Annotated in this window: 19 protein-coding genes; 8 read left to right on the plus strand and 11 right to left on the minus strand. The window is 67.4% G+C overall.

Translation table 11 applies throughout. The features are described from left to right. Window positions 1-88: 88 nt before the first annotated feature. Window positions 89-2,437 carry a heavy metal translocating P-type ATPase gene (locus JDV09_RS13365; RefSeq protein ID WP_221369653.1) on the minus strand — a complete coding sequence of 783 codons (2,349 nt, stop codon included), beginning with the start codon at window positions 2,435-2,437 and terminating at the stop codon, window positions 89-91. 159 nt (window positions 2,438-2,596) lie between these two features. Beyond that, window positions 2,597-3,286 (minus strand): TetR/AcrR family transcriptional regulator, encoded by a 690-nt coding sequence (locus JDV09_RS13370; protein ID WP_221369617.1) that lies wholly within the window; start codon window positions 3,284-3,286, stop codon window positions 2,597-2,599. 75 nt (window positions 3,287-3,361) lie between these two features. Between JDV09_RS13370 and JDV09_RS13375 the strand changes: the two genes are divergently transcribed. The 3 genes from JDV09_RS13375 to JDV09_RS13385 are packed head-to-tail and all read left to right on the plus strand — an operon-like array spanning window position 3,362 to window position 5,874. After that, the gene (locus JDV09_RS13375; RefSeq protein ID WP_221369618.1) at window positions 3,362-4,099 is read left to right on the plus strand and encodes a carboxymuconolactone decarboxylase family protein; all 738 of its coding nucleotides are present in this window, start codon (window positions 3,362-3,364) and stop codon (window positions 4,097-4,099) included. A 3-nt stretch (window positions 4,100-4,102) separates the two neighbouring features. Continuing rightward, window positions 4,103-4,921 (plus strand): SDR family oxidoreductase, encoded by an 819-nt coding sequence (locus tag JDV09_RS13380; RefSeq protein WP_221369619.1) that lies wholly within the window; start codon window positions 4,103-4,105, stop codon window positions 4,919-4,921. After that, window positions 4,918-5,874, plus strand: a complete 957-nt coding sequence (locus tag JDV09_RS13385) for an alpha/beta hydrolase (RefSeq protein ID WP_221369620.1) — start codon at window positions 4,918-4,920, stop codon at window positions 5,872-5,874. The genes JDV09_RS13380 and JDV09_RS13385 overlap by 4 nt, the downstream gene beginning before the upstream one ends. 13 nt (window positions 5,875-5,887) lie before the next feature. Here JDV09_RS13385 and JDV09_RS13390 read toward each other — a convergent pair whose 3' ends face one another. Continuing rightward, window positions 5,888-8,254: an arylsulfatase gene (locus tag JDV09_RS13390; RefSeq protein WP_255605294.1), complete on the minus strand. Its 2,367-nt coding sequence runs from the start codon at window positions 8,252-8,254 to the stop codon at window positions 5,888-5,890. A 202-nt stretch (window positions 8,255-8,456) separates the two neighbouring features. Here JDV09_RS13390 and JDV09_RS13395 point away from each other — a divergent pair, with 202 nt between their 5' ends. Next, window positions 8,457-9,080: a hypothetical protein gene (locus tag JDV09_RS13395; RefSeq protein WP_221369621.1), complete on the plus strand. Its 624-nt coding sequence runs from the start codon at window positions 8,457-8,459 to the stop codon at window positions 9,078-9,080. 31 nt (window positions 9,081-9,111) lie between these two features. On the opposite strand, the gene JDV09_RS13400 is transcribed toward JDV09_RS13395, so the two are convergent. Continuing rightward, on the minus strand, window positions 9,112-9,480 hold the full coding sequence (locus JDV09_RS13400) for an Rv1352/Rv1906c domain-containing protein (protein ID WP_221369622.1): 369 nt from the start codon (window positions 9,478-9,480) through the stop codon (window positions 9,112-9,114). 138 nt (window positions 9,481-9,618) lie between these two features. Between JDV09_RS13400 and JDV09_RS13405 the strand changes: the two genes are divergently transcribed. Genes JDV09_RS13405 through JDV09_RS13415 form a run of 3 tightly spaced genes read left to right on the plus strand, consistent with a single transcriptional unit; the run spans window position 9,619 to window position 13,663 of the window. Then, window positions 9,619-12,459 carry an ATP-binding protein gene (locus JDV09_RS13405; RefSeq protein ID WP_221369623.1) on the plus strand — a complete coding sequence of 947 codons (2,841 nt, stop codon included), beginning with the start codon at window positions 9,619-9,621 and terminating at the stop codon, window positions 12,457-12,459. Beyond that, entirely contained in the window at window positions 12,456-12,992 is a 537-nt protein-coding gene (locus JDV09_RS13410; protein WP_221369624.1) for a heme NO-binding domain-containing protein, read from the plus strand. Before JDV09_RS13405 ends, JDV09_RS13410 begins: the two co-directional genes overlap by 4 nt. Then, a complete protein-coding gene (locus JDV09_RS13415) occupies window positions 12,989-13,663 on the plus strand; it encodes a histidine kinase (RefSeq protein WP_221369625.1) in 675 nt (224 codons plus the stop codon). Before JDV09_RS13410 ends, JDV09_RS13415 begins: the two co-directional genes overlap by 4 nt. A 16-nt stretch (window positions 13,664-13,679) precedes the next feature. On the opposite strand, the gene JDV09_RS13420 is transcribed toward JDV09_RS13415, so the two are convergent. From JDV09_RS13420 to JDV09_RS13450, 7 genes are all read right to left on the minus strand, one after another. Continuing rightward, window positions 13,680-14,360: a response regulator transcription factor gene (locus JDV09_RS13420; RefSeq protein WP_308124117.1), complete on the minus strand. Its 681-nt coding sequence runs from the start codon at window positions 14,358-14,360 to the stop codon at window positions 13,680-13,682. 188 nt (window positions 14,361-14,548) lie between these two features. Continuing rightward, a complete protein-coding gene (locus JDV09_RS13425; RefSeq protein ID WP_221369627.1) occupies window positions 14,549-15,409 on the minus strand; it encodes an endonuclease/exonuclease/phosphatase family protein in 861 nt (286 codons plus the stop codon). After that, window positions 15,406-15,564: a hypothetical protein gene (locus JDV09_RS13430; protein ID WP_221369628.1), complete on the minus strand. Its 159-nt coding sequence runs from the start codon at window positions 15,562-15,564 to the stop codon at window positions 15,406-15,408. Before JDV09_RS13430 ends, JDV09_RS13425 begins: the two co-directional genes overlap by 4 nt. Next, the gene (locus JDV09_RS13435; RefSeq protein ID WP_221369629.1) at window positions 15,561-15,980 is read right to left on the minus strand and encodes an STAS domain-containing protein; all 420 of its coding nucleotides are present in this window, start codon (window positions 15,978-15,980) and stop codon (window positions 15,561-15,563) included. The genes JDV09_RS13430 and JDV09_RS13435 overlap by 4 nt, the downstream gene beginning before the upstream one ends. Continuing rightward, window positions 15,977-16,327: an STAS domain-containing protein gene (locus tag JDV09_RS13440; protein ID WP_221369630.1), complete on the minus strand. Its 351-nt coding sequence runs from the start codon at window positions 16,325-16,327 to the stop codon at window positions 15,977-15,979. The genes JDV09_RS13435 and JDV09_RS13440 overlap by 4 nt, the downstream gene beginning before the upstream one ends. A gap of 264 nt (window positions 16,328-16,591) precedes the next feature. Then, complete coding sequence (locus tag JDV09_RS13445) at window positions 16,592-17,803, minus strand: glycosyltransferase (RefSeq protein WP_221369631.1); 1,212 nt, start codon at window positions 17,801-17,803, stop codon at window positions 16,592-16,594. A gap of 67 nt (window positions 17,804-17,870) precedes the next feature. Beyond that, entirely contained in the window at window positions 17,871-18,596 is a 726-nt protein-coding gene (locus JDV09_RS13450) for a dolichyl-phosphate beta-glucosyltransferase (protein WP_221369632.1), read from the minus strand. A gap of 277 nt (window positions 18,597-18,873) precedes the next feature. Between JDV09_RS13450 and JDV09_RS13455 the strand changes: the two genes are divergently transcribed. Further along, a complete protein-coding gene (locus JDV09_RS13455) occupies window positions 18,874-20,187 on the plus strand; it encodes an oligosaccharide flippase family protein (RefSeq protein ID WP_221369633.1) in 1,314 nt (437 codons plus the stop codon). The last annotated feature ends 1 nt before the right edge of the window (window position 20,188 follow it).

Here is a 20,188-nt window from a genome sequence, read left to right on the forward strand (position 1 = left end):
CACCCGATCTGCCGGCCGTCGGTGGATCCGTCGACCACGGGCCGCCGATCCCCCTCGGTCCGACGATTCCGCAGGCCTCAGCCGTCCACTAGGGGCTTTGTGCCCGCGTCCCGGTCCCGTCCCGCTCCGACTCCTGCGCGAGCGTGAAGTAGCTCTCCTCTTCCTGGACGAAGTGCAGGCGAAGCAGCGCATACAGCCCGTACAGGCACGCCAGCAGGTCGTCGACCTGCTCGGGCTGGATTGCGCCTTCGGACCGGGCCAGGCCCACATGGGCAGCGATGCGATCGGCGAGACGCTGAATCTCGGCGTGGGTGCGACTCATCGTGGCGGTGGCCTCGCCGCTGCCCAACGGGCGGGCCAGCGCCGGGTACAGCTCGGTCTCTTCGGCGAGTTCATGAGGCACGATCCGGCCGGTGATCAGGGCCTGCGCGGCGATCAGGGACTCCAGCGCTCCGGCGTCGGCGCCGCCGTCGACCAGCCGGTCGGCGCTGTCACGAATGATTCCGAGGGTGTCGCGCAACTCGTCGTGCTCGGCGGAAAACCGGTTCAGCATCTCTTTGGTGCCGGTGGGCAGCGCCAATTCGGTAGCGGGATTACCGCGCAGAGCCCGAAGCGCGTTGAGGATCACCGCGACATCGATGCCCTCCTGCAACAACGCACCCGCCGCCGGCGGCAACCATCCCAGCGCGGCGACGCCCATCGCCAACAACGACAGCGCCATCCCCACCACGGCGCTCTGCACGGCGATACGACGCGACCAGCGGGCCACGTCCATCGCATCGGCCAGGCGGTCCACCCGATCGGTCGTCAGCACCATGTCCGCGGCCTCCGACGACGCACTGGCTCCCCGGGCGCCCATCGCCACACCGATCGTCGCGGCCGCCAGGGCAGGAGCGTCGTTGATGCCGTCACCCACCATGACGGTGACGGCGTGCTCACACTCGGCCCGCACCGCGGCGACCTTGTCGGCCGGGCTCTGCTGGGCGAAGACCTCATCCAGTCCCAGCACGGTGGCCACCTCGCGGGCCGGCTCGGGGCGGTCACCGGTGAGCATCACCAGCCGCTTGACGCCGGCCTCCCGCAGGCGCCGGATGGTGCGGGGGGCGTCCCGGCGCAACGGGTCCCGCAGCAGCACCGCACCGATCCGCCCGCCGTCGACGCACACCCAGGCGATCGCGGTGCCGTCCAGGCGGGCCCGGTTGATCACGCCACGGGCCCAGGCGCCCGACGTCGCATCGTCGGGCAGCTTGCCGACCGCGATGCGACGTCCGGCGACGGTGGCGGTGACACCCCGACCGGGTTCTTCGAGCACTTCTGTCGGCACCGACAACGGCAGGCCACGGCCGAGGGCCTCGGTGACGATGGCCTCGCTGAGCACATGGGGAGAGAGCTGATCGACCGACGCCGCCAAGCGCAGCACCTCGGTGGCATCGCCACCGGGGGCGGCGACCACGTCGACGACGACCGGGCGCCCCATGGTCAGCGTGCCCGTCTTGTCCATCACCAGGGTCGTGGCCTGCCCGAGGTGTTCCAGCGCGCCGGCGTTGCGGATGATCACGCCGACCCGCGAGGCGCGTGACAATCCGGAAACGATGGCCACCGGCGCAGCGAGGAGCAACGGGCACGGGGTGGCCACCACCAGCACCGCCACCGCACGCGTGGCCGATCCGCTCACCGCCCACGCCGCCCCGGCGAGCAGCAGCGCCAGCGGCAGGAACCATGCCGCATAGCGATCGGCCAATCGCACGATCGGCGCATTCTCCGCGCCGGCCTGTTGGGCCAGTCGCACGATGCCTGCGTAGGTGCTTTCGTCCGCCGTCGCCGTCGCCCGGATCTCGAAGGCCCCGCCGGCGTTGACGACACCGCTGCGGACCGGTTCGCCCACTGCCCGCTCCACCTGCAGCGGCTCGCCGGTCAACACGGATTCGTCGAGGACCGCGACCACGTCGGCGACCCGGCCGTCCACCGGCACCACCTCGCCGGGTCCCACGACCAGCAGGTCGTCGACGGCCACAGCGCCGATCGGGACAACGCTGACCGTGGCACCGATACGCCGGCGCGCGAAACGGGGGGCCCGCTCGAGCAGGGCCCGCAGATCACCCGAGGCCCGCCGGGTGGCGGCCGCTTCGAGCGCACGGCCGCCGGCCAGCATCACCGCGATCAACGCGCCGGCCAGGTACTCGTGCACGACGAGGGTGCCCACCAGCGACAGCACCGCGATGACGTCCACCCCGAGCCGCCCCCGGCGCAGCGCCACCACGACCCACACCACCGCCGGAATCACGGCGAACACCGTCCCCGCGATCCAGCACCAGTCGGCGACCTGCTGCCGGCCGGCCAGCCATGCGATTCCGCCGCCGGCGAGCGCACCGACCGTGACCACCACCAGAGCGGGTTCGACAAGCGCGCGAATCGGGATCAGCCACCTGGCCGCCATCGCACGCCAACCTGTGAACACGACCAATCCTCTCGCACCAGACCGCTGCGTATCAATTGGACTTGTGGGCACCGGGCAGCGGCTAGGGCCGCAATACCCCGATGTGACCATTCGATGCCCACGCGCGACAGCAACGACCACGTCTTGCAGCGCCGTCTGTCACGGCATCGCCCGCAGAACCGGCCTTGCCTGCCCGGTCCTCTCCAACGCGGCGAGTGTCTCGGCCGACGGAGTCACCGCGAGCAGGGCCACCACACCGTCGAGCAGCGAGCTGACGTGCACCGCGTAGGACGGCAGCGGCGCCCCGGACACGCGGGCGCGGTGACGGTCGGCGCACGCGTGCACACACATCGCCGACACCTGGTGGATGCGGTCGTCCCGCAGCGGTTGCGGCACGTGGCCGATGAGCGCGCCCACCCGGTCGACGTAGGCCTGATGCGAGCGCTGGTGCGCCTCGGGCAGTGCGGCCAGCGGGCTCACCGACCACTCGTACCGCAGCACCTGCTCCAAAAACGGCAGATAAAAACAGGTTTCATCTTCTGCGAGCTCGATCAGGGGTAGCTGGTGCGCCTCGACCACCGCGCGCAGATCGCCGGCGGGCACCCGCGCTTGCAGGAGTTGCCTGCGGCGGGTCAGCTGCTCCAGCCGGTCCAGCAGGATGGCGCGGACCAGGCCCTCCTTGGAACCGAAGTGGTACTGCACGGCCGACTTGTTCGCCATACCGGCCTCGGCGCCGATCCGGCGCAGCGGCACCCCGTCGAGGCCGTGACGCGCGAACAGTCGCTCGGCGGTGAGCACGAGTTGTTGCTTCGCCGAAGGCCCGACCGGGACCGCAGACGACGTGGACATGTACCCAGAATTTCACACTGGACGTTTTAAGGCTATCGACTTAGAGTTCAGGCGGACAACTTCAGAGGGGCAGTCATGAGCACCGAGGCCGAACCCGCCTTCCGCGACGTGATGGATGCCGACCCGCTCACCGCGCAGATCTGGAAGCGCCCGGGGCTGAGCAGGCGGAACCGCCGGTTCGTCACCCTCACGTGCGTGTGCGCCACCGAGCCCACCGAGGTGATCAACGAACACGTCTACGCGGCCCTGGCCAGTGGCGACATCTCCTACCCGGAGCTGCTCGAGTTCGTGCTGCAATTCGCCGTGTACTGCGGCTGGCCCAGAGGCTCCGAGGCGGAGGTGGCGGTCAAGACCCAGTACGCCCGGTTGGCCGCCGAGCGCGGCGAGGACATCGCACCGCTTCCCGATCTTCCAGTCGAATCGCTCGGTCCCACCGATCACGAACAACGCCTGGCCGAAGGGGAGCGCTGCTTTGTCGACATCAGCCTGCTGCCGGCACCCGCGCGGGATTCGCCATACTTCCAGGCCGGCATCCTGGGCTTCGTCTTCGGCCACCTCTGGCGGCGCCCCGGTCTCGGCCGCCGGGAGCGGCGGTTGATCACCGTCGCCGCGGCGGGTTTGGCCGGCGCGATCGGCCCCATCTACTCCCATGTCGGATCGGCGCTGCAATCCCACGACATCGGCCGCACCGAGATGAACGAGGCGATCCTGCAGTTCTCGGCATACCACACCTTCGCCAAGGGCAGGGTGCTGCAGAAGGTCGCCGACGAAACCTGGCAGCGGATATCGCCCGACGACCCGGAAGAAGGCTGAACCGTGACGACGATCGACGGCGCCACCGCGCTGATCACCGGCGGTGGCAGCGGAATCGGCCGAGCCACCGCGCTCTCGCTTTCCGCGCGCGGAGCCCGGATCGTCGTGGCCGAGGTCGACACCGAGCGCGCCGAATCGGTCGCCGCCGAGATAAGGGAAGCCGGCGGCCAGGCCGAGGCGTTCGTCTGCGACGTCGGTTCGGAGGAAGCCTTCTCCGATCTCGCCGAGTTCGCCAAGGACCGGTTCGGCGGCGTCGACATCGTCATGAACAACGTCGGGGTGCTGACCTCCGGGCGTCCCGATCACCTGCCCGTCGCCGAGTGGGAACGGATCATCAACATCAACCTGATGTCCGTCGTCCGCAGCAATGCGATCTTCCTCCCCCTGCTCATCGCGCAGGGGCACGGCCACATCGTCAACACCGCGTCGTTCGCCGGCCTGTACACCTACTCGTTCGACCGGATGCCGTATGCGGCGACCAAGGCGGCGATCGTGCAGATCTCCGAGGGGCTGCGCCTCTACCTCGCCCCGCAGGGCATCGGCGTCACCGTCCTGTGTCCCGGCCCCACGCTGACCAACATCGTGTCCACCATGCCGCCGACCTTCGGGCCGCCGGTCCAAACCGGTTATCCCGGTGAGCAGTTCGGCGTGCTGATGCCCGATGTGGTCGGCGAACAGGTCGCCGAGGCCATCGCCGACGACACCTTCATGGTGTTCACCGACGACCAGGTTCGCGACGTGCTCGTCGAGCGGGCATCGGACTGGAACGCCTTCATCGCCAAACAAACCGCCAAGATGGTCGAGGCCGCGGCGAAACAATGAGCACACCGCCGAGCGTGCACGTCGACGTCACCGGGTCGATCCCCCTGGACGGCGAACACCACATCGCGACCTGGGCCTTCCCTCCGCAGGACGCGGCCGACGGTCCCGTGCCACTGCTGTTCTGCCTGCCCGGCGGCAGCTACACCAAGGCGTACTGGCACCTCGAGGTGCCCGGCCGGCCGGGCTACAGCTTCGCCGAACACCTTGCCGCCCAGGGCATGCTGGTGATCGCCGTCGACCACATCGGCGTCGGTGAGAGTTCCGGGCACCCACGCGCCGCCGAGCTCACCCCCGACGTCGTGGCGGCCGTCAACGCGGCGGCGCTGACCAAGCTGCGCGCCCGCGCGGCCGACGGGAGCCTGCTTCCCGGCCTGCCGCCGTTGCCGATCGGCCCGGTCGTCGGTGTCGGGCACTCCATGGGAGCGATGCTGGCGATCTTCCAGCAGTCTCTGCACGAGAGCTTCGACACCGTCGTGTCGCTCGGCTACGGGACGTCGGGTCCCATCGTCACGTTCGGCGACGACACCCCGGTCGGCGCACCGACTTTCGAGTCGATCATGGGCCCGGCCCGCTCCGGCGCCTTCGACACGCCGTTCCAGGCGGACCGGACCATGCCCGCGTTGCGCGAGCATTTCTACGCCGACGACGTCCCCGAGGACGTCATCGCGGCCGACGATCTGACCAGCACCACCCTGCCCGGCGTCACCGGGCCGCTGTCCATCGTCCCGTTCATCGCGACCGACCACGCCGGCCGAATCCGCTGCCCGGTGTTCGTCGGGTTCGGCGACCGCGACTCGACGCCGTGTCACCGCGACGAGACCAGGCCGTTCTATTCGTCGCGCGACGTCACCCTCTACGTGCTGCCGAAGTCGGCGCACTGCCACAACTCCGCGGGCACCCGGCACCTGTTGTGGGACCGACTCGCCGGATGGATCCGGTCACTGCCCGGGTGACGGTGCGGGCCGGCTACTGGCGCGACATCGCTACCCGCGCCTCGGCCTTCTTGGTCTCCTCGGGATCCTCGTGCGAGGTCTGCGCCAGACTCACCTTCACGGTGTGGATGGTTCCGGTGAACGGGTACGGGGGCGCATAGCGCGTCGTGATCGCCGACCCGGGATTGCGCCCGACCGAGGCGCCGCCGCCGATACCCAGCGCGAGGGGGACGGTGACGTCGAAGTCGGCCTCGCCGACCGGGACGTCGTCGACGAGCAGCTGCGCACGGCCCGGAGTTCCCTTGCCGTTCATCAGGTCCGGGGCGCCAGTCGGCTCGAACCGGTACTGCAGTGCGTGGCGGCCCGGCGCGATCGGCGTGCTGGAGCCCACGTGGAGTTCCTTGACGCCGACGTAGTTGTGCACATAGTTCAGCGTGCCGTCCTGGACGAACAGCGTGTACCCGCCGATGCCGCTGCCGTGACAGAACAGCACACCCTGGTCGCCCTCGGCGATCTCGGCGTCCACGGTGATCGTGTGCCCGCGGTTGAGGACCTTGGCCGCGACGTTCTCCGGAACCACCTGGGTGTCCGGGAAGTACACGAACTCGGTGCGGGCCGGCGTGATCTGCGGACGCTCATCGGCGAACCGCATGGTGCCGCGGCTGTCCAGCGGCAGCACGTTGTACTTGCCCGCCTCGGTGTACCACATCGCGATCATCTCGATCAGCCGCGGCCGTTCGTGCTCGGCGAGGTCGACGGTCTCCGCCGGGTCGACGTCGACGTGGTAGAGCTCCCAGCAGGTCGCGTCGATTTCCCGCAGCCGCTCGTCGGTGAGCTCCAGCATGCCGAAGCTCACCCCGGCCTCGGTGAACGAGGCGCCGGGGAACGGGCAGACCGCGCGCCAACCGTCGTGGTAGAGCGAACGATGGGCGAACATCTCGAAGTACTGGGTGTGGTGTCTGGTGGGGGCGTCGGCGGCATCGAAGGTATGCGCCATGCTCACCCCTTCGATCGGGGACTGGGTGACCCCGCGCACGGCGGCCGGAGGCTGCAGGTCCAGGGCCTCCAGGACGGTGGGCACCATGTCGATGGCGTGCGCGTACTGGTGGCGCACTTCGCCCTTCGCGCCGATGCCGGCCGGCCAGTGCACGATGAAGCCGTCGGCCACCCCGCCGCGGTAGGTCTCCCGCTTCCAGCGCCGGAACGGGGTGTTTCCGGCGAACGTCCATCCCCACGAGTAGTGGTTGAAGTACTGCGGGCCGCCGAGGTCGTCCAGGGCGGCGAGGTTCTGCTGCAGATCGTCGGGAACGTTGTTGAAGAACTTGTTCTCGTTGACCGAACCGTGCGGGCCGCCCTCGGCGCTGGCGCCGTTGTCGGAGATCAGCATGATCAGCGTGTTGTCCAGCTGGCCGATGCCCTCGAGGTAGTCGAGCAGACGACCGATCTGGTGATCGGTGAACTCGAAGAACCCGGCGAACACCTCCATCATCCGCGCGTACAGCCGGCGTTCGTCGGCCGAGAGGTCGTCCCACTGCGCGACGTCGGGGTCGTGCCGGGACAGCACGGCGTCGGCGGGCAGGATGCCGAGTTCCTTCTGCCGCGCGAACACCTTCTCGCGGTAGGCGTCCCAGCCGTCGTCGAATTTGCCCCGGTACTTGTCCGACCACTCCTTGGCGACCTGGTGCGGGGCGTGGTTGGCGCCGGTGGCGAAGTACATGAAGAACGGCTTGTCGGGCGCCACCTGCTTGAGGTCCGCGACGAACCCGATGGCCTTGTCGGCGAGATCCTCGGACAGGTGATAGCCCTCTTCGGGCGTCTTGGGCGGCTCCACCTGATGGTTGTCGAAGACCAGGTCGGGGTAGTACTGGTGGGTGTCGCCGCCGAGGAAGCCGTAGTAGCGCTCGAAGCCCCGGCCCAGCGGCCACCTGTCGTACGGACCCGCGGCACTGACCTGCTCGGCGGGGGTCAGGTGCCACTTGCCGACGCAGTACGTCGCGTAGCCGTGCTGAAGCAACATCTCCGACAGAAAGCCGTTCTCGAACGGGATCGCGCCGTTGGACCCGGGATAGCCGGTAGAGCCCTCGGTGATGCACGCCATCGCGTTGGAGTGATGGTTGCGGCCGGTCAACACGCACGACCGCGTGGGCGAACACAGCGCGGTGGTGTGCATGTTCGTATAGAGCAGGCCGTTGGCGGCGAGCCGATCGAGGTTGGGTGTGTTGATCGGCGACCCGTAGCAGCCGAACTGGCCGTAACCGGTGTCGTCGAGCACGATGAACAACACGTTGGGCGCGCCCGGCACAGCCCGCTGAGGTGCCGGCCACGCCGGGTCGGATTCACTGATGGTGCGGCCCATCCGCCCGGGAAACGCGGTTCCGGGGCGGTACTCCGTCATGCTCATATCGCTGCTCCTCGTGGCGTACCGACAGATTCGGTCATGCTGACGCCCGACCCGGACGATGACGGTCATCGGGTGAAACCATGGTATTCCCGGGCACTTTGGCCTCTGCCACCGGCCATACTGGGCAATTGATCGCGACAGCACCGGCCGGCCGCGGGCGCAGTCGCGGATCCCGGTCCGATCGAGGGAAGAGCCACCTGCGATGTTCCACCCACTTGAGCTGACCACCGACGACGGTGAACTGCTGACCGACCTCGAGTCGATCAACAGATTTCTGGCCTGGCAGCACTCGAAGGTCTGGCCGCTGGACCTCGGCGATCTGCCGCCTGAGGTTCGCGTTGCGCTGGACACCGAGAACACGACCAGTCGGCAGGCGGAGTTGGTCCTGCGGCATTTCCTGCTCCCGCGGGACCGGCTGCTCGGGCTCATCGCCGAGTGCGGTCGTGAGCCGCAGGTTCCCGGTGGCGGTGCGCTGGAAACCCACGTGCTGCCCCACGACTACGACTATCCGCACCTGTTCGAGATCCACGCCGGTGACCGCATCACCACCTACGACGTCTTTCACTCCAACCGCGCCGAGGACGGCACCGGGGTCGACGAGATCGTCCAGATGCTGCGCGGACAAGGACTACTGATGCGGCATCGGCTGCCCGACGGTGCCGAATGGAGCCTGCGGATGAGCTGCCCCGGCCCGGAGCAGGGGTGGTTGTCGACCTACGAGGGAAGCCACCCTCACATCGGCAGCCCCGCCGACGCCGCGGCCGGTTCCAAGTTCCTGGTGCAGGTGATCGGTCCGCCGATCTGGACGATGGAATACCTCGACTGACGCCGGGTGAGCAGCATGACATCGCCGTCGCTCAGGTCGCACGGATCCAGGGTTGGCAGTTCCGCGACTCGAAGGCCTGGACGGTCTCATTGATGTTCGCGTACATCGGGCCGATGGACATGTTCGTCGCGACGACATGGTCCTTGTTGTCATCCGGCGTGCTGTAGGTGAACCACAGGCACATCGAATCCTGAGTCGGCACATCGTTGATCCACACCCCGAACGTCGACGCCGTCCCTGCTGTCCGGTAGAGGCCCGGTGCCACGTCCTGACCGACGAGGAAGAAACCGTTACCCGGGATCGGGTCCAACGGGCCGGCACCGGCTGGCGGCGCCGACCCGATCACGGCCGCGGTGACAACCAGCCCGGCTACTGCGTGACGCAGAGGCATGAGGGGCATGTTTCCTCCCCTGCTGTTCGCGATGCTGCGTATCAGCCTATGCCGCTTTCCCGAACGCAGGCACGGATTGCTCGGCAAATGCGCCGAACACTCGACCGCTGCCGAGTACGCTCCAATCGCTGAGAGGTGGTTCGGGTAGTGGGGACCGACGCACACACACCATTGATCTGGTGGATTCGCGGTGCTGTTGCACTGGTGTTGGCGATCGCCGTGGTCGACTGGCTGAACTGGTCGGCCGGCATAGCTCCGTTGACCTGGATCAATCCGGACTGGCCACAGATGATGCCCTGGAGTGCGGCGCTTCTTGCCGGACTGGGAGTCGCGATCCTGTTGCAGTCGGGACGACCGTCCCGCGCCCGGGTATGGGCAGGACGCTTCCTGGCGGCCTCGGCCGGCGCCGTTGCGGTGGTGTTCGCCGCGGAGTACGCGAGGGGTGTGCCGTTCGGTCTGGACCGCATTTTGTTCCCCGGTGCCGTGAGCGCACTGGAGCAAACGTGGCCCGGCCGTCCGAGCCTTCAGGCGGTGGTATCACTTCTCGCGCTAGCGGGGGCGGTCGTATTGCTGAGACTGGAGCGTCGCTGGGCCACGACGGCCTGGCCGTTGTGCATCGCCGCTGCTTCGGCTCTGCCCCTGATCGCCCTTGTGACCGCCTTGTTCGACGCGGCCGAGATGCTGGGAGCATCGCCGTCGATCGGCATCAATGCGGCGACCGCCGCGGGGATCGTGCTGCTCGTCAATGCCGCCGTCGCTGTCCGCCCGGACCGGCAGCCGGTCGCCTGGCTGGTGGCCCGGCCCGATCGCAGGATGCTGGTGCGCCTGGTCGTGACGCTCCTTCTCGTGCCGATCTGGGTCGCCATCTGGCGGCTGGTGTTGCTGGCTTTCGGCTTGGGCGGCGACCAAGTGTGGGTGCTGTCGGTGACACTGGCCACCCTTATCCTCGGAGTCCCGTTTTTCGTGTTGAGCAAGCGTGTCCAGCGACTGATGGCCGACCAGTTGGTACAGACGCAGGAACGAGCGGAGATCGAGCGTCAGCGCGCCCAGGCGGTAGAACGGTACCGAATACTCGCCGAGAACGCCGTCGACGTCGTCGTTCACCTGCGGGACGGCCGGCCGGTGTGGGTGTCTCCGTCGATCCGAGACGCGTTCGGCTGGCCCGCCGAGCTGTGGATCAACAGCGACTTCGTCCCCCGCATCCACCCCGACGATCTCGAGGCCGTCTTCGGCGCGCTGGCCGAGAACGCCGCGGGCAAGGCGGCCGTCGCGCGCTTTCGGGTCGCAACCGCCGACGGTGACTACCGCTGGGTCGAAGGTCACGGAAAGCCCTATTCCGACGCCGAGGGCACCACTGATGGGGTGATCGTCGCGTTGCGCAGCATCGACATGCAGGTCGAGGTGGAGCGCGAACTTCAGCAGGCACTCGACTTCGCCATCGCGCTGGCCGGGGAGAAGTCAGACTACGTGGCGACGGTCAGCCACGAGATCCGCTCACCGATTCACGCCATACTCGGCTTCGCCGAGCTGCTGGAGAATCAGCTGTCTTCCGAGGGCCGCAACGAGGCCGCGGAATGGTCCCGCCGGGTCCGGATGGAGGCGGAACGCCTGACGCGGCTCCTCGACGATCTCCTCGACCTCGCACGCCTGGACGCCGGCAGCACGAAGCTGGCCGCCAAAACGTTCCGGCTTCGGAAGATGGTCGACGAGGTCATTCAGATGTCACGGCTGAAGGCTGAGGCGAAAGGCCTGCGGCTCGAATACTCGGTCGACCCGACCATCTCGGACTGCCGCATCGGAGACGCCGACAGGCTCCACCAAGTGCTGCACAACCTCGTCACCAATGCCAAGAAGTTCACCCGCGAGGGCCGCATCGACGTCGAGGTGTCGCCGGCGGGTGACGGTACCTCCGACGATCTGGTCCGTTTCGCGGTCACCGATACCGGGCCCGGCATCCCCGCCGAACAGATCGACCGCATCCTCGAGCCATTCGCGCAGGTGTGGGGTTCCGATGCAGACGCGGGCAGCGGCCTGGGGCTGGCCATTTCCGACAGGCTGGTCAAGGCGATGGGCGGCAACGGGCTCGAGATCGCCAGCCTCGAAGGTCACGGATCGACATTCCACTTCACCGTCCCGCTGCCGGAGACGGAGCCACAGGCGGCCGAACCCGGCCGCGAGATCGAACCCACCGAAACCGGCTCTCACAGAACCATCCTCGTCGTCGACGACAACGCGACGAACCGGATGCTGGTGGAGGCTCAGCTGACGAAGCTCGGATACGCCTGCGAGTCGGCCGCCGATGGGGCCGAAGCCGTGAACCGGATTGCGTCGGGCGGTATCGATGCGGTGTTGATGGACTGCAACATGCCGGTCATGGATGGATACGAGGCGACCCGCCGCATCCGGGCCGGCGAACGCGGTACCGGCGCCCACCTCCCCATCCTCGCGCTCACCGCGTCCACGGTCGGCTCCAACCGCGACGCCTGCGAAAGAGCCGGGATGGACGGCTTTCTCGGTAAGCCGTTGCTGCTGTCGACTCTCGCCGCGGAAATCGGTCGCCTCGTCGGTGCGGCCCAGGCGGACGGCAGCGGTTCATCGGCCGAGGCCGGCAGTCCCGGTCGGACCACCGACGATGCTCCCGTACTCGACGAGGCGCGGGTCGATCGGCTGCTCGACGAACTCGGGGCCGTCGCGCTGCGGACAGTCGTGGCCACATTCGTCGACGAAATGCCAAGGCGGCTGGAAACATTGCGTGAGATGGCGGCGAAGCTCGACGCGGACGCCGTACGCCGTAGCGCCCACGCCATACGCTCCCCCAGCGCGATGCTCGGCGCGACCGCGCTGGCCGCCGAGCTAAGAGCAATCGAGGAGTCCGCCGACCCGGTCTCCCTGGTGTCGGACAAACGACTAGACAAACTGATCGATGCCAGCATCGAAAAGTTGCGGGCCAAGCTCGGCCAACCCGTCGATCTCGGAGGAGCCCCATGAAAGGTGTGCTGTTCAACGCTGTCGAAGAAGCCGTGACACGCGAGTGGGGCGAGGAGATGTGGGACGACCTGCTGGTCAGCTCCGGCCTCGAGGGGGCGTACACCGTACTGGGCAACTACCCGGACGCCGAGTTGGTCGCGCTGGCCGATTCGGCAGCCGATCGGCTCAACACGTCGGTCGACGACGTCCTGCGGACGCTCGGACGGCTCACTTTCAAACCCCTGATGACTCGCTATACGAGTTCGGTCGAGGTTCCGACCTCGCTCCGCGAGTTCCTGCCGAACGTCAACGACGTGATCCATCCGCAGGTGCTCAAGCTCTATCCAGGAGCTTCGGTGCCGCGATTCGCGCTGCGCGAGAACGGAGACGACCTCGAGCTGGACTACCTGTCGGTCCGGCGGATGTGCACGCTGGCCGAGGGGCTGGTTCTCGGGGCCGCCGATCATTACGGTGAAAACGTGGTCGTAGACCAGCCGTGCTGCAAGCACCGGGGGGATTCGCGCTGCACCATCCGCATCAGAGGCGCGAGTTGAGCGAGACCGCCGACCGCTCGGCGACCGAGCGGCTCGAACGTCGCCTTGCCCGCGAGAGATCGGCGCGGCTGCAGGCGGAGGCCATTGCCGAGCGGGTTGCATCCGATCGCTGGGAGCTCCGCCAACAGCTCGAGGAAAAGCTCGCGCTGCGAACATCGGAGCTCGAGGCGGCGCGGCGGGCGGCCACCGCAGCGGTAGCCGAACGAGAGCGCTGCCTGTCGGCGGTGTCTCACGGCCTCCGGACCTCGCTAACCGCGCTGTTCTTCCTGGCCGAGTCGCTGTCAGAAGACGAGCCGATGAGCGCTCAACAGATCGGCGAATTGAGGAATCTGCTCTCGGACATGCGATCTGTCATCGACAACACGGCGTGTCTGTTGAACACGGCGGGTACCGACTACGCGCGGGAAGACCTCGCAAGCAACGGATCCGGATTTCAGATGCCGCTGGCAGGCATCGTCTCGGCCTATGAAGGGGGTTGGCAACAGGTCGCCGCACGTTCGGGCAAGCTGTTGATTCTCGATATCGAAACCCCCGCCGGGCAGGCGTACACAGGCACGGCGGATGATGCGAATCAGTTCGTGCTCGGGCTGATCCGCGACCGGCTGGACACCTCCGCACCGGTAGTCGAGCTCCATCTCACCGTCCGCTCCGGTGCGCTGGAGCTCAGATAGAACGGTCGGGCGACCCTCAGCGGCCCGCGACCCGAAAGCCGACCCCTCGGACTGTCTCGATCCGACTGGTACCGCCCGCCCTGTCGATCTTCTTTCGCAGGTTGCCGATGTGTACATCGACAACATGGTCGTCTCCGAACCAGTCCGGACCCCAGATCGCGTCTCGTAGCATCTCGCGCGTGTGGACGACCTTCGGGCGTGCGGTGATCGTGTCGAGAAGGTCGAACTCCTTCTTGGTGAGCGCCACCTCTTCGCCGGCCACTGTCACCCTTCGGGCTTCTGGCTCGATCCGAAGATCCCCGAACACCCGCTCACGGACGGCGGGATCGTTCATCGGAGTTCGGGCTCGTCTACCCACGGCGCCTATTCGCGCCGACACCTCCCTGGGGTAGAAGGGTTTCGTGACGTAATCATCGGCGCCCATCGACAGCCCGACGACGCGGTCTACTTCGTGATCCTTCGAGGTCAGCATGATGACGTGGGCGTCGGAGAACGCCCGCAACTGTCTGCACACCTCCAGTCCGTCGACCTCGGGCAGGACCACGTCCAGCAGAACGATCTCCGGCTGAAACGACGAGACGAGTTCGAGGCCGACGCGTCCGTTGTCGGCAACCTCGACCTGGTGGCCGTCCTGGACCAGAACCGCCCGCAGCGTCGCCACCACTTCCGGTGAATCTTCAACGATGAGTACCCGCACACTCCCAGTGTGCACTGATCGCCGGACGTTCAAGGGTCAATGGTGGGCGGGTCGGCGGATCGTCCCGTTCCGGGTGACTGGCGACCGCTTCTGATACACCGGTTCCGGAGCGCCCCAGGCTGATCGGCGCATCCGGCGTGTGCTGCGGAAGGTAGTCAGAAGGTTCGCGTCCATGTCGGGATCACCCCTTACTGGTCGTTTCCGGTTGAACCGGTTGGCCGACCGTCGGCTTCATCACTCAAAGTAGGGAGGCAGATGCAAGGTCGACGGCTGCCAGCGGTCAAGATCGGCTCAAGAAGCGAGTCCGGCGAGACGAGTCCGCTGGGCGGTCCGATCGCCACCCGCACCCGCAACGGACGGTGGTCGGAACCGACGTCGCCGAGCACCTCGGCGTGCTCGACCTGCAGGTCGCTGGTGACGAGCACGTGATCGATTTGGCTGTGAGGCCGGTGCGCGGGAAAGCTGCGCCCGCGCGCGGGCCGCTGCCAATTCCGGAAACTCAGTCCGGTCAGTGGGCCCCAGAGGTTGAAGTCTCCGCAGACCACCGATCTGGTGGATCCACGTAGCAGCCGGGCCAGGCGGCGGTGATGAAGTGGTGCGAGCGGGAAATAGTGAGTCGCGTGGACCGCCGTCACCGAGATCGGCTCCGCACGCCCGGTGTTCACCCCCACACGCAGCGCAGAACGGCGTCCGGCGGCGTCCAGCGGGGTTTTGCCGATGTCGATCGGCTCCGGGTTCGTCAGCGGAATCCGGCTGGCTATCGCGACGCCCCACCACCCGGTACCGTCTGCCGGTTCCGGGCAAACATCGGGGTTCGGCGACAGGCCGGCTCGGGCCAGCCGAAGCTCCGCCAGCTGATAGCCGTCCTTGTGGAGCTCATCGATCCATCCGCCTCCCCCATCGGGCCACCAGACCTCCTGCAGGGCGATGACGTCGGCGTCCAGGGACCTGCATGCGTCGACCACGTCGAACGGCTCGCCGTCGCTTCGTAGGCCGTAGTGCGCGTTTAGGCTCGCAATTGACACCACTTCGGGTATGCGTGCGATCACAGCGGACGGACCAGCATGAATTCACCGGTGAACCGATTGCGCACGGCGGCGTAGTTGCCCACTCGGTGCAGTTCGCCACGCCACAGTAGTCGGTCGACCCAGTTCCCCACCGCGGCGACGCCATCATCGTGTCGGGCCTGCGTGTCCACGATCATCGTGCTGCGCGCCCGGTCCGAGTGCGGGCGCCCTGCCCGGGCAAATACTTCATGAACCGCGAGTTCCTGCCGGTCCGGCCGGTTGCCGGGTCAGCCGACCCAGTCTGTTTGGTCGGCAAGGAGTTCCACACGCCTCCCGGACGAAGAAACCGCCTGAGGTCGGCCTGGTCGATGGTGCAGGACGCCGCGGAATTCTCGTCGGGCAGCAACACCCGGACCGAAAAACCGTTCCTCCTGCCACGCGTGGCGATGTTGGTGACGGCGGCCAATCCCGCCCCCGAAAGTTCCTGCACGCCCGTGAGATCGAGGATGACACTGGTGCTGCCAGCCTCGACGGCCAGCGTGAAGTTGTCCCTGAGCCTCATCGCCTCGACCGCACCGACGACGGGTTGGGAGCTGAGGATGGTGACGCTCACGCCGCACCCGCCGGGATGGGCTGTTGCTCCGCCGTCTCGATTGGGTTCAGAGCGTCGTAGCGTCCGGACAACTCGAGAATGACGCGGGCCGCGATACTCGGCTCGGCGAGAACCATCTCACCGCCGTGGTCGATACACCGCAACCTGGCCTCGATCAGGGAGTCCATCCCGGCCCGGTCCATGTATCGAACCACGGACGCGTCGACCACCAGCACGCTTCCCGCCGCGATCGGCAGACCGATCGACGACTCGAACTCAGCGACCTCGTGGATGTCGAAGCGATGTGGCAGAACGATATTGTGGACGCCCCTCGGGGCGGATAGCGCCGGCCGGTCGGCGACTGACATCGAAGTTGTCATCGTGCAAATACCTCTTGCTGCTTGCTTCCGGTTGTTTCGGTAGGCCGGTCGTCGGCCTCGCCACTCAACGTAGGGAGCCAGATGCAAGGCAGCAGGCTGGCAATCGTCAGGATCGTCTCAAGAAATCACACCCCGTCGTCTTCGCGTACCCGGCCGATGCCGGGCCCCACCAACCACCGATGCCACCACACCCGAGTTCGGTGTGGTGGCATCGGTGGTGCGTCGCCGACTGTGTGATCCGCAGACACCCGATCACGCCCGGCCGGAAGCCTCCTGGAGATGTGCGAGATGCCAGTCGGCAACGTCGGCAAGCGGGATCCCGCACGCTGCGGCCCTGTTCGCCTCCCCCATCGCTATCATCCTGTCGGGTTCGTCGAGAAGAGCCTGCAGCGCCAAGGCGAGGTCCTCTGCGTCGCCCGCGTCGAAAGTGACAGCCGCGAACCCTTCCTCGCGCACGCATTCGGCCAGGTCTCCGATGTCGGGCAGCACTACCGCGCACCCGTACGACCCGGCCTGGTGCAACACCCCCGAAGAGCCCGTCGTACTGGTGTACGGGAAGACGGCGACGTCGGCCGCGCCGAACACGCCGGGGACGTCTTCCTCGGGCACATACCCGGTGAAACTGACGCCCGGCAGACCGCGGTACTTCTCCTTGACGCCCGCCAGATAGCCGACCGCGTTGTGACTGTCGGTGCCGGCGATGACGACCTCGGCGTCGATCCCGCGCGAGCGCAGGATCTCATGGGCGTCGAGGAGGACCTCGACTTTCTTGTAGGTGCCCCACTTGCCGAAGGCCAGCAGCGACGGCGCGGCGTCACGCCCCCGCTCGATGGGATCCGGCTCCTCGAAGCTCCCGTGAGGTGCCAGGTAGACGTTCCTCGCGCCGTACTTCGTGCGCAGCACATCCACGTATTGGGGCATGGTGACGCAAACCTTGTCTGCGACAAGGACCAGTCGCGTCACCAGACGACCGAGGAAGGACAGGATCCTCGTCAGCACCGGGTTCGACGAGAACCCGGCCTGCTCGAGGTCGACGGTGTCCACCAGGTTGTGCAGCAGGACCACCGATGGCGTTCCGCTGACGCGAAGCAGCAACGGCAGCAGGAGTCCCAAGGCGGCGGCCACCTTGCCGGCCCCGAAGCTGGTGAAGTGGGCGTTCACCAGCACCACGTCTGCTCGCGACGCCCGGACCGCCCTGACGATCCTGACCGGATTCAGCAGCGAGCCATACCGCCAGGCCGGCACCGCCCTCGCGTTCCCGGGCAGGTCGGTGATCGGAGCCGGCACGTCGTCGTGCAGGATGACCAGCTCGCCCACCTCGGGCTTCGCCCCGAGGTGGCGCGCCAGGTGATAGCCGTACTCGTTCAGGGTGGTCTGGCTCGGCGGATATGCGGTGACCAGGCCGAGTCGCAGTCCGTCAGGACCCGCGGCGGTGGTGTGGACGGCTTGTTCGATCGCTTTCATTGTCTTCCTGGTCTCGACTGGGGTGCTACGACCCGATGAACGGTGGTTGTGCGCTGCGCCGGACATGTCAGGCGGCAGCGGTGGCGATCATCGCGGCGGCGTAGTGGCCGCGGAGGGCGCGATACCGCAACACGGCGACGTCGCGCAGAAAGCGCAGCGATTCGCGCCCCGGGCTGACCTTGGAGCCCGGAGCCTCGATCCAGTGGACCGGGATCTCGTTGACCGCGATGTCCCAGCGCTGGGCCAACCAGAGGATCTCCAGGTCGAACGAGAAACCGTCGACGCGCGAGGACCCGAACAGCGCCTCGGCCGATTCGCGGGTGAACAGCTTGAAACCGCACTGGGTGTCTTTGATCCGCACGCCTGTGGCCTTCCGAACGCCGCCGCGCAGTGCCGCGCTGATCAGACTGCGACGCCGGCCCCGGCCGCGTTCCTCAGCCCCGTCAGCCGCCCTGGACGCCACGGCGACACCGGCCCCGTTCCTGATGGCATCGAGGAGCCTGTCGAACTCCTCGATCGGAGTCGACATGTCGGCGTCGCTGAACAGCACGTAGCGGCCGCGCGCCGCGCGCACACCATCACGAACAGCCGCGCCCTTGCCACGGTTGATCCCTGGCTCCAGCACCGTCACGTTGGCCAGGTTCAACGATCTGACCAGCTCGGCGGTGCCGTCGCCGCTGCCGTCGTCGGAGACGATCAGTTCCCATGTGAGCCCGGAGGAACACAGGTGCGCCGAGATCGCGCCGATCGTCGGCACAATCCGGTCGCTTTCGTCGTATGCCGGGACAACCACCGAAACATCTAGTTTCCCAGTCACTTTGGTGTCACGCCAAACCTGAAAATCGGAGTAGGTCATCGCCAGGGGTCCTTTCGTGTCGGACCCGAACGTATTGCCGGCGCTTCAAGAAGCCCGGGGGCGCGATGTCAAGTGATTCTCAAGTTTCGGGGTGTGTTTGCGGGCGGCCGGGTCCGGACTCCCACGGCTGCCGCGGCGCGGTCTCGTCAACCTTGACCACTTCTTGAGAATTCTGAGGGCACCCGCTTGACCGCGGTCCCCGAGCATGGGATGCGTGACAATTACCGAATCCCCAACCGCGGCCCGGAAACTGCACGCCGGCACGAGCGCCGCCCGCCAGCAGCTCAACGGCACGCTGATCCTCACCGTGACGATTCTCGGGGTGAGCGCGTCCAACTACCTGCTCAACCTCTTGTTCGCCCGCTTCCTCAGTCCTGCCGACTTCGGCGATGCCAACCTGGCGGTCAACCTGGTTCTGGTGGCTGCCGCGGCCGCCGCGACCCTCCAACTGCTGTCGGCCCGCAACAACGCGATCGGTGGCCCGGCAGGCGTCGAGGCCCGCCGCAGACTGACGCGCTGGGCATGGGCTGTCGGCGGCGCCGTCGGGTTCGCGCTGGTGCTGGGTTCGCCGGCCCTGGCCCAAATCTTCGACACGTCCACGCCCCTGGTGTTCGCCGTGATCGGTGTCGGGCTTCCGGTATACCTGGCGCAGGCCGTCATGCGCGGGGCGCTTCAGGGCGACCTACGACTGGGACGTCTGGCGGCCAGCTATGCCGCTGAGGCCGCCACCAGGGTGGTGATCGCCCTGGTGATGCTCGCACTGGGATTCGGGGTGGTGGGGGCCGCGGTGGCGATCTCGCTGTCGTTCGTGGCATCCGGGGTCACCGCCCGCCACCGAGTCAGCGCTCTCCACAGCAGGCGGGCCGACATCACGCCGAGGCCGGGCGGGGTGGCCGCGGTATCTGTGGCCGCCACGGTCCTGCTCGTCGGCCAGGTAGTCATCGCCAACGGGGACGTCGTGTTGGCCAAGGCAGTCATGAACCCCGAGGCGGCAGGCACGTATGCGGCCGCCGCGATCATCGGCCGAGCCCTGTATTTCTTGTCCTGGGCGGTCGTGCAGAGCACATTTCCCGTTGTCGCGCGCGCCACCGGTCCCGAAGAACGGCACCGGGCGTTGGTGCGGGCGCTGGCCATGGTCGTGTCAATCTGCGGAGTCGGGGTCGTCGGACTCGCGTTGCTGGGCCACCGTGTCGCCCCTATTCTGCTGGGCGACGGCTACGCAGACGCCGTCGATCTGCTCGTCCCGTACGCGCTGGCGACCGCGCTGTTCGCCGTGGCCAACCTGGTCGCGAGCATCGATCTCGCCAGCGACCGCTGGCTCGCTCCTGGTGCCCTGCTTCTCGGAGCCGCACTTCAGACGTTTCTCCTGATCAGCTTCGGCGCCACACCGATGGCGATGACGATGGCACAGGTCGTCGCCATGATCGTCACAACGGTGCTGGTGGGCGTGGCTCACCTCTGCGACAATCGGACCGACCGGCAGTTCTCCCAGCCAGTCGAGACGGCCGACGAGCACGGAGGTCGATAAG

This window comes from Mycolicibacterium xanthum, from assembly GCF_019710635.1.
Taxonomy (GTDB): Bacteria; Actinomycetota; Actinomycetes; order Mycobacteriales; family Mycobacteriaceae; genus Mycobacterium; species Mycobacterium xanthum.

Coding starts and splice junctions, on each gene's coding strand:
- JDV09_RS13365 (WP_221369653.1), bottom strand. CDS start 2,437: ATGGCGGCCAGGTGGCTGATCCCGATTCGCGCGCTTGTCGAACCCGCT.
- JDV09_RS13370 (WP_221369617.1), bottom strand. CDS start 3,286: ATGTCCACGTCGTCTGCGGTCCCGGTCGGGCCTTCGGCGAAGCAACAA.
- JDV09_RS13375 (WP_221369618.1), top strand. CDS start 3,362: ATGAGCACCGAGGCCGAACCCGCCTTCCGCGACGTGATGGATGCCGAC.
- JDV09_RS13385 (WP_221369620.1), top strand. CDS start 4,918: ATGAGCACACCGCCGAGCGTGCACGTCGACGTCACCGGGTCGATCCCC.
- JDV09_RS13390 (WP_255605294.1), bottom strand. CDS start 8,254: ATGAGCATGACGGAGTACCGCCCCGGAACCGCGTTTCCCGGGCGGATG.
- JDV09_RS13395 (WP_221369621.1), top strand. CDS start 8,457: ATGTTCCACCCACTTGAGCTGACCACCGACGACGGTGAACTGCTGACC.
- JDV09_RS13400 (WP_221369622.1), bottom strand. CDS start 9,480: ATGCCCCTCATGCCTCTGCGTCACGCAGTAGCCGGGCTGGTTGTCACC.
- JDV09_RS13410 (WP_221369624.1), top strand. CDS start 12,456: ATGAAAGGTGTGCTGTTCAACGCTGTCGAAGAAGCCGTGACACGCGAG.
- JDV09_RS13430 (WP_221369628.1), bottom strand. CDS start 15,564: ATGATCGTGGACACGCAGGCCCGACACGATGATGGCGTCGCCGCGGTG.
- JDV09_RS13440 (WP_221369630.1), bottom strand. CDS start 16,327: ATGTCAGTCGCCGACCGGCCGGCGCTATCCGCCCCGAGGGGCGTCCAC.
- JDV09_RS13445 (WP_221369631.1), bottom strand. CDS start 17,803: ATGAAAGCGATCGAACAAGCCGTCCACACCACCGCCGCGGGTCCTGAC.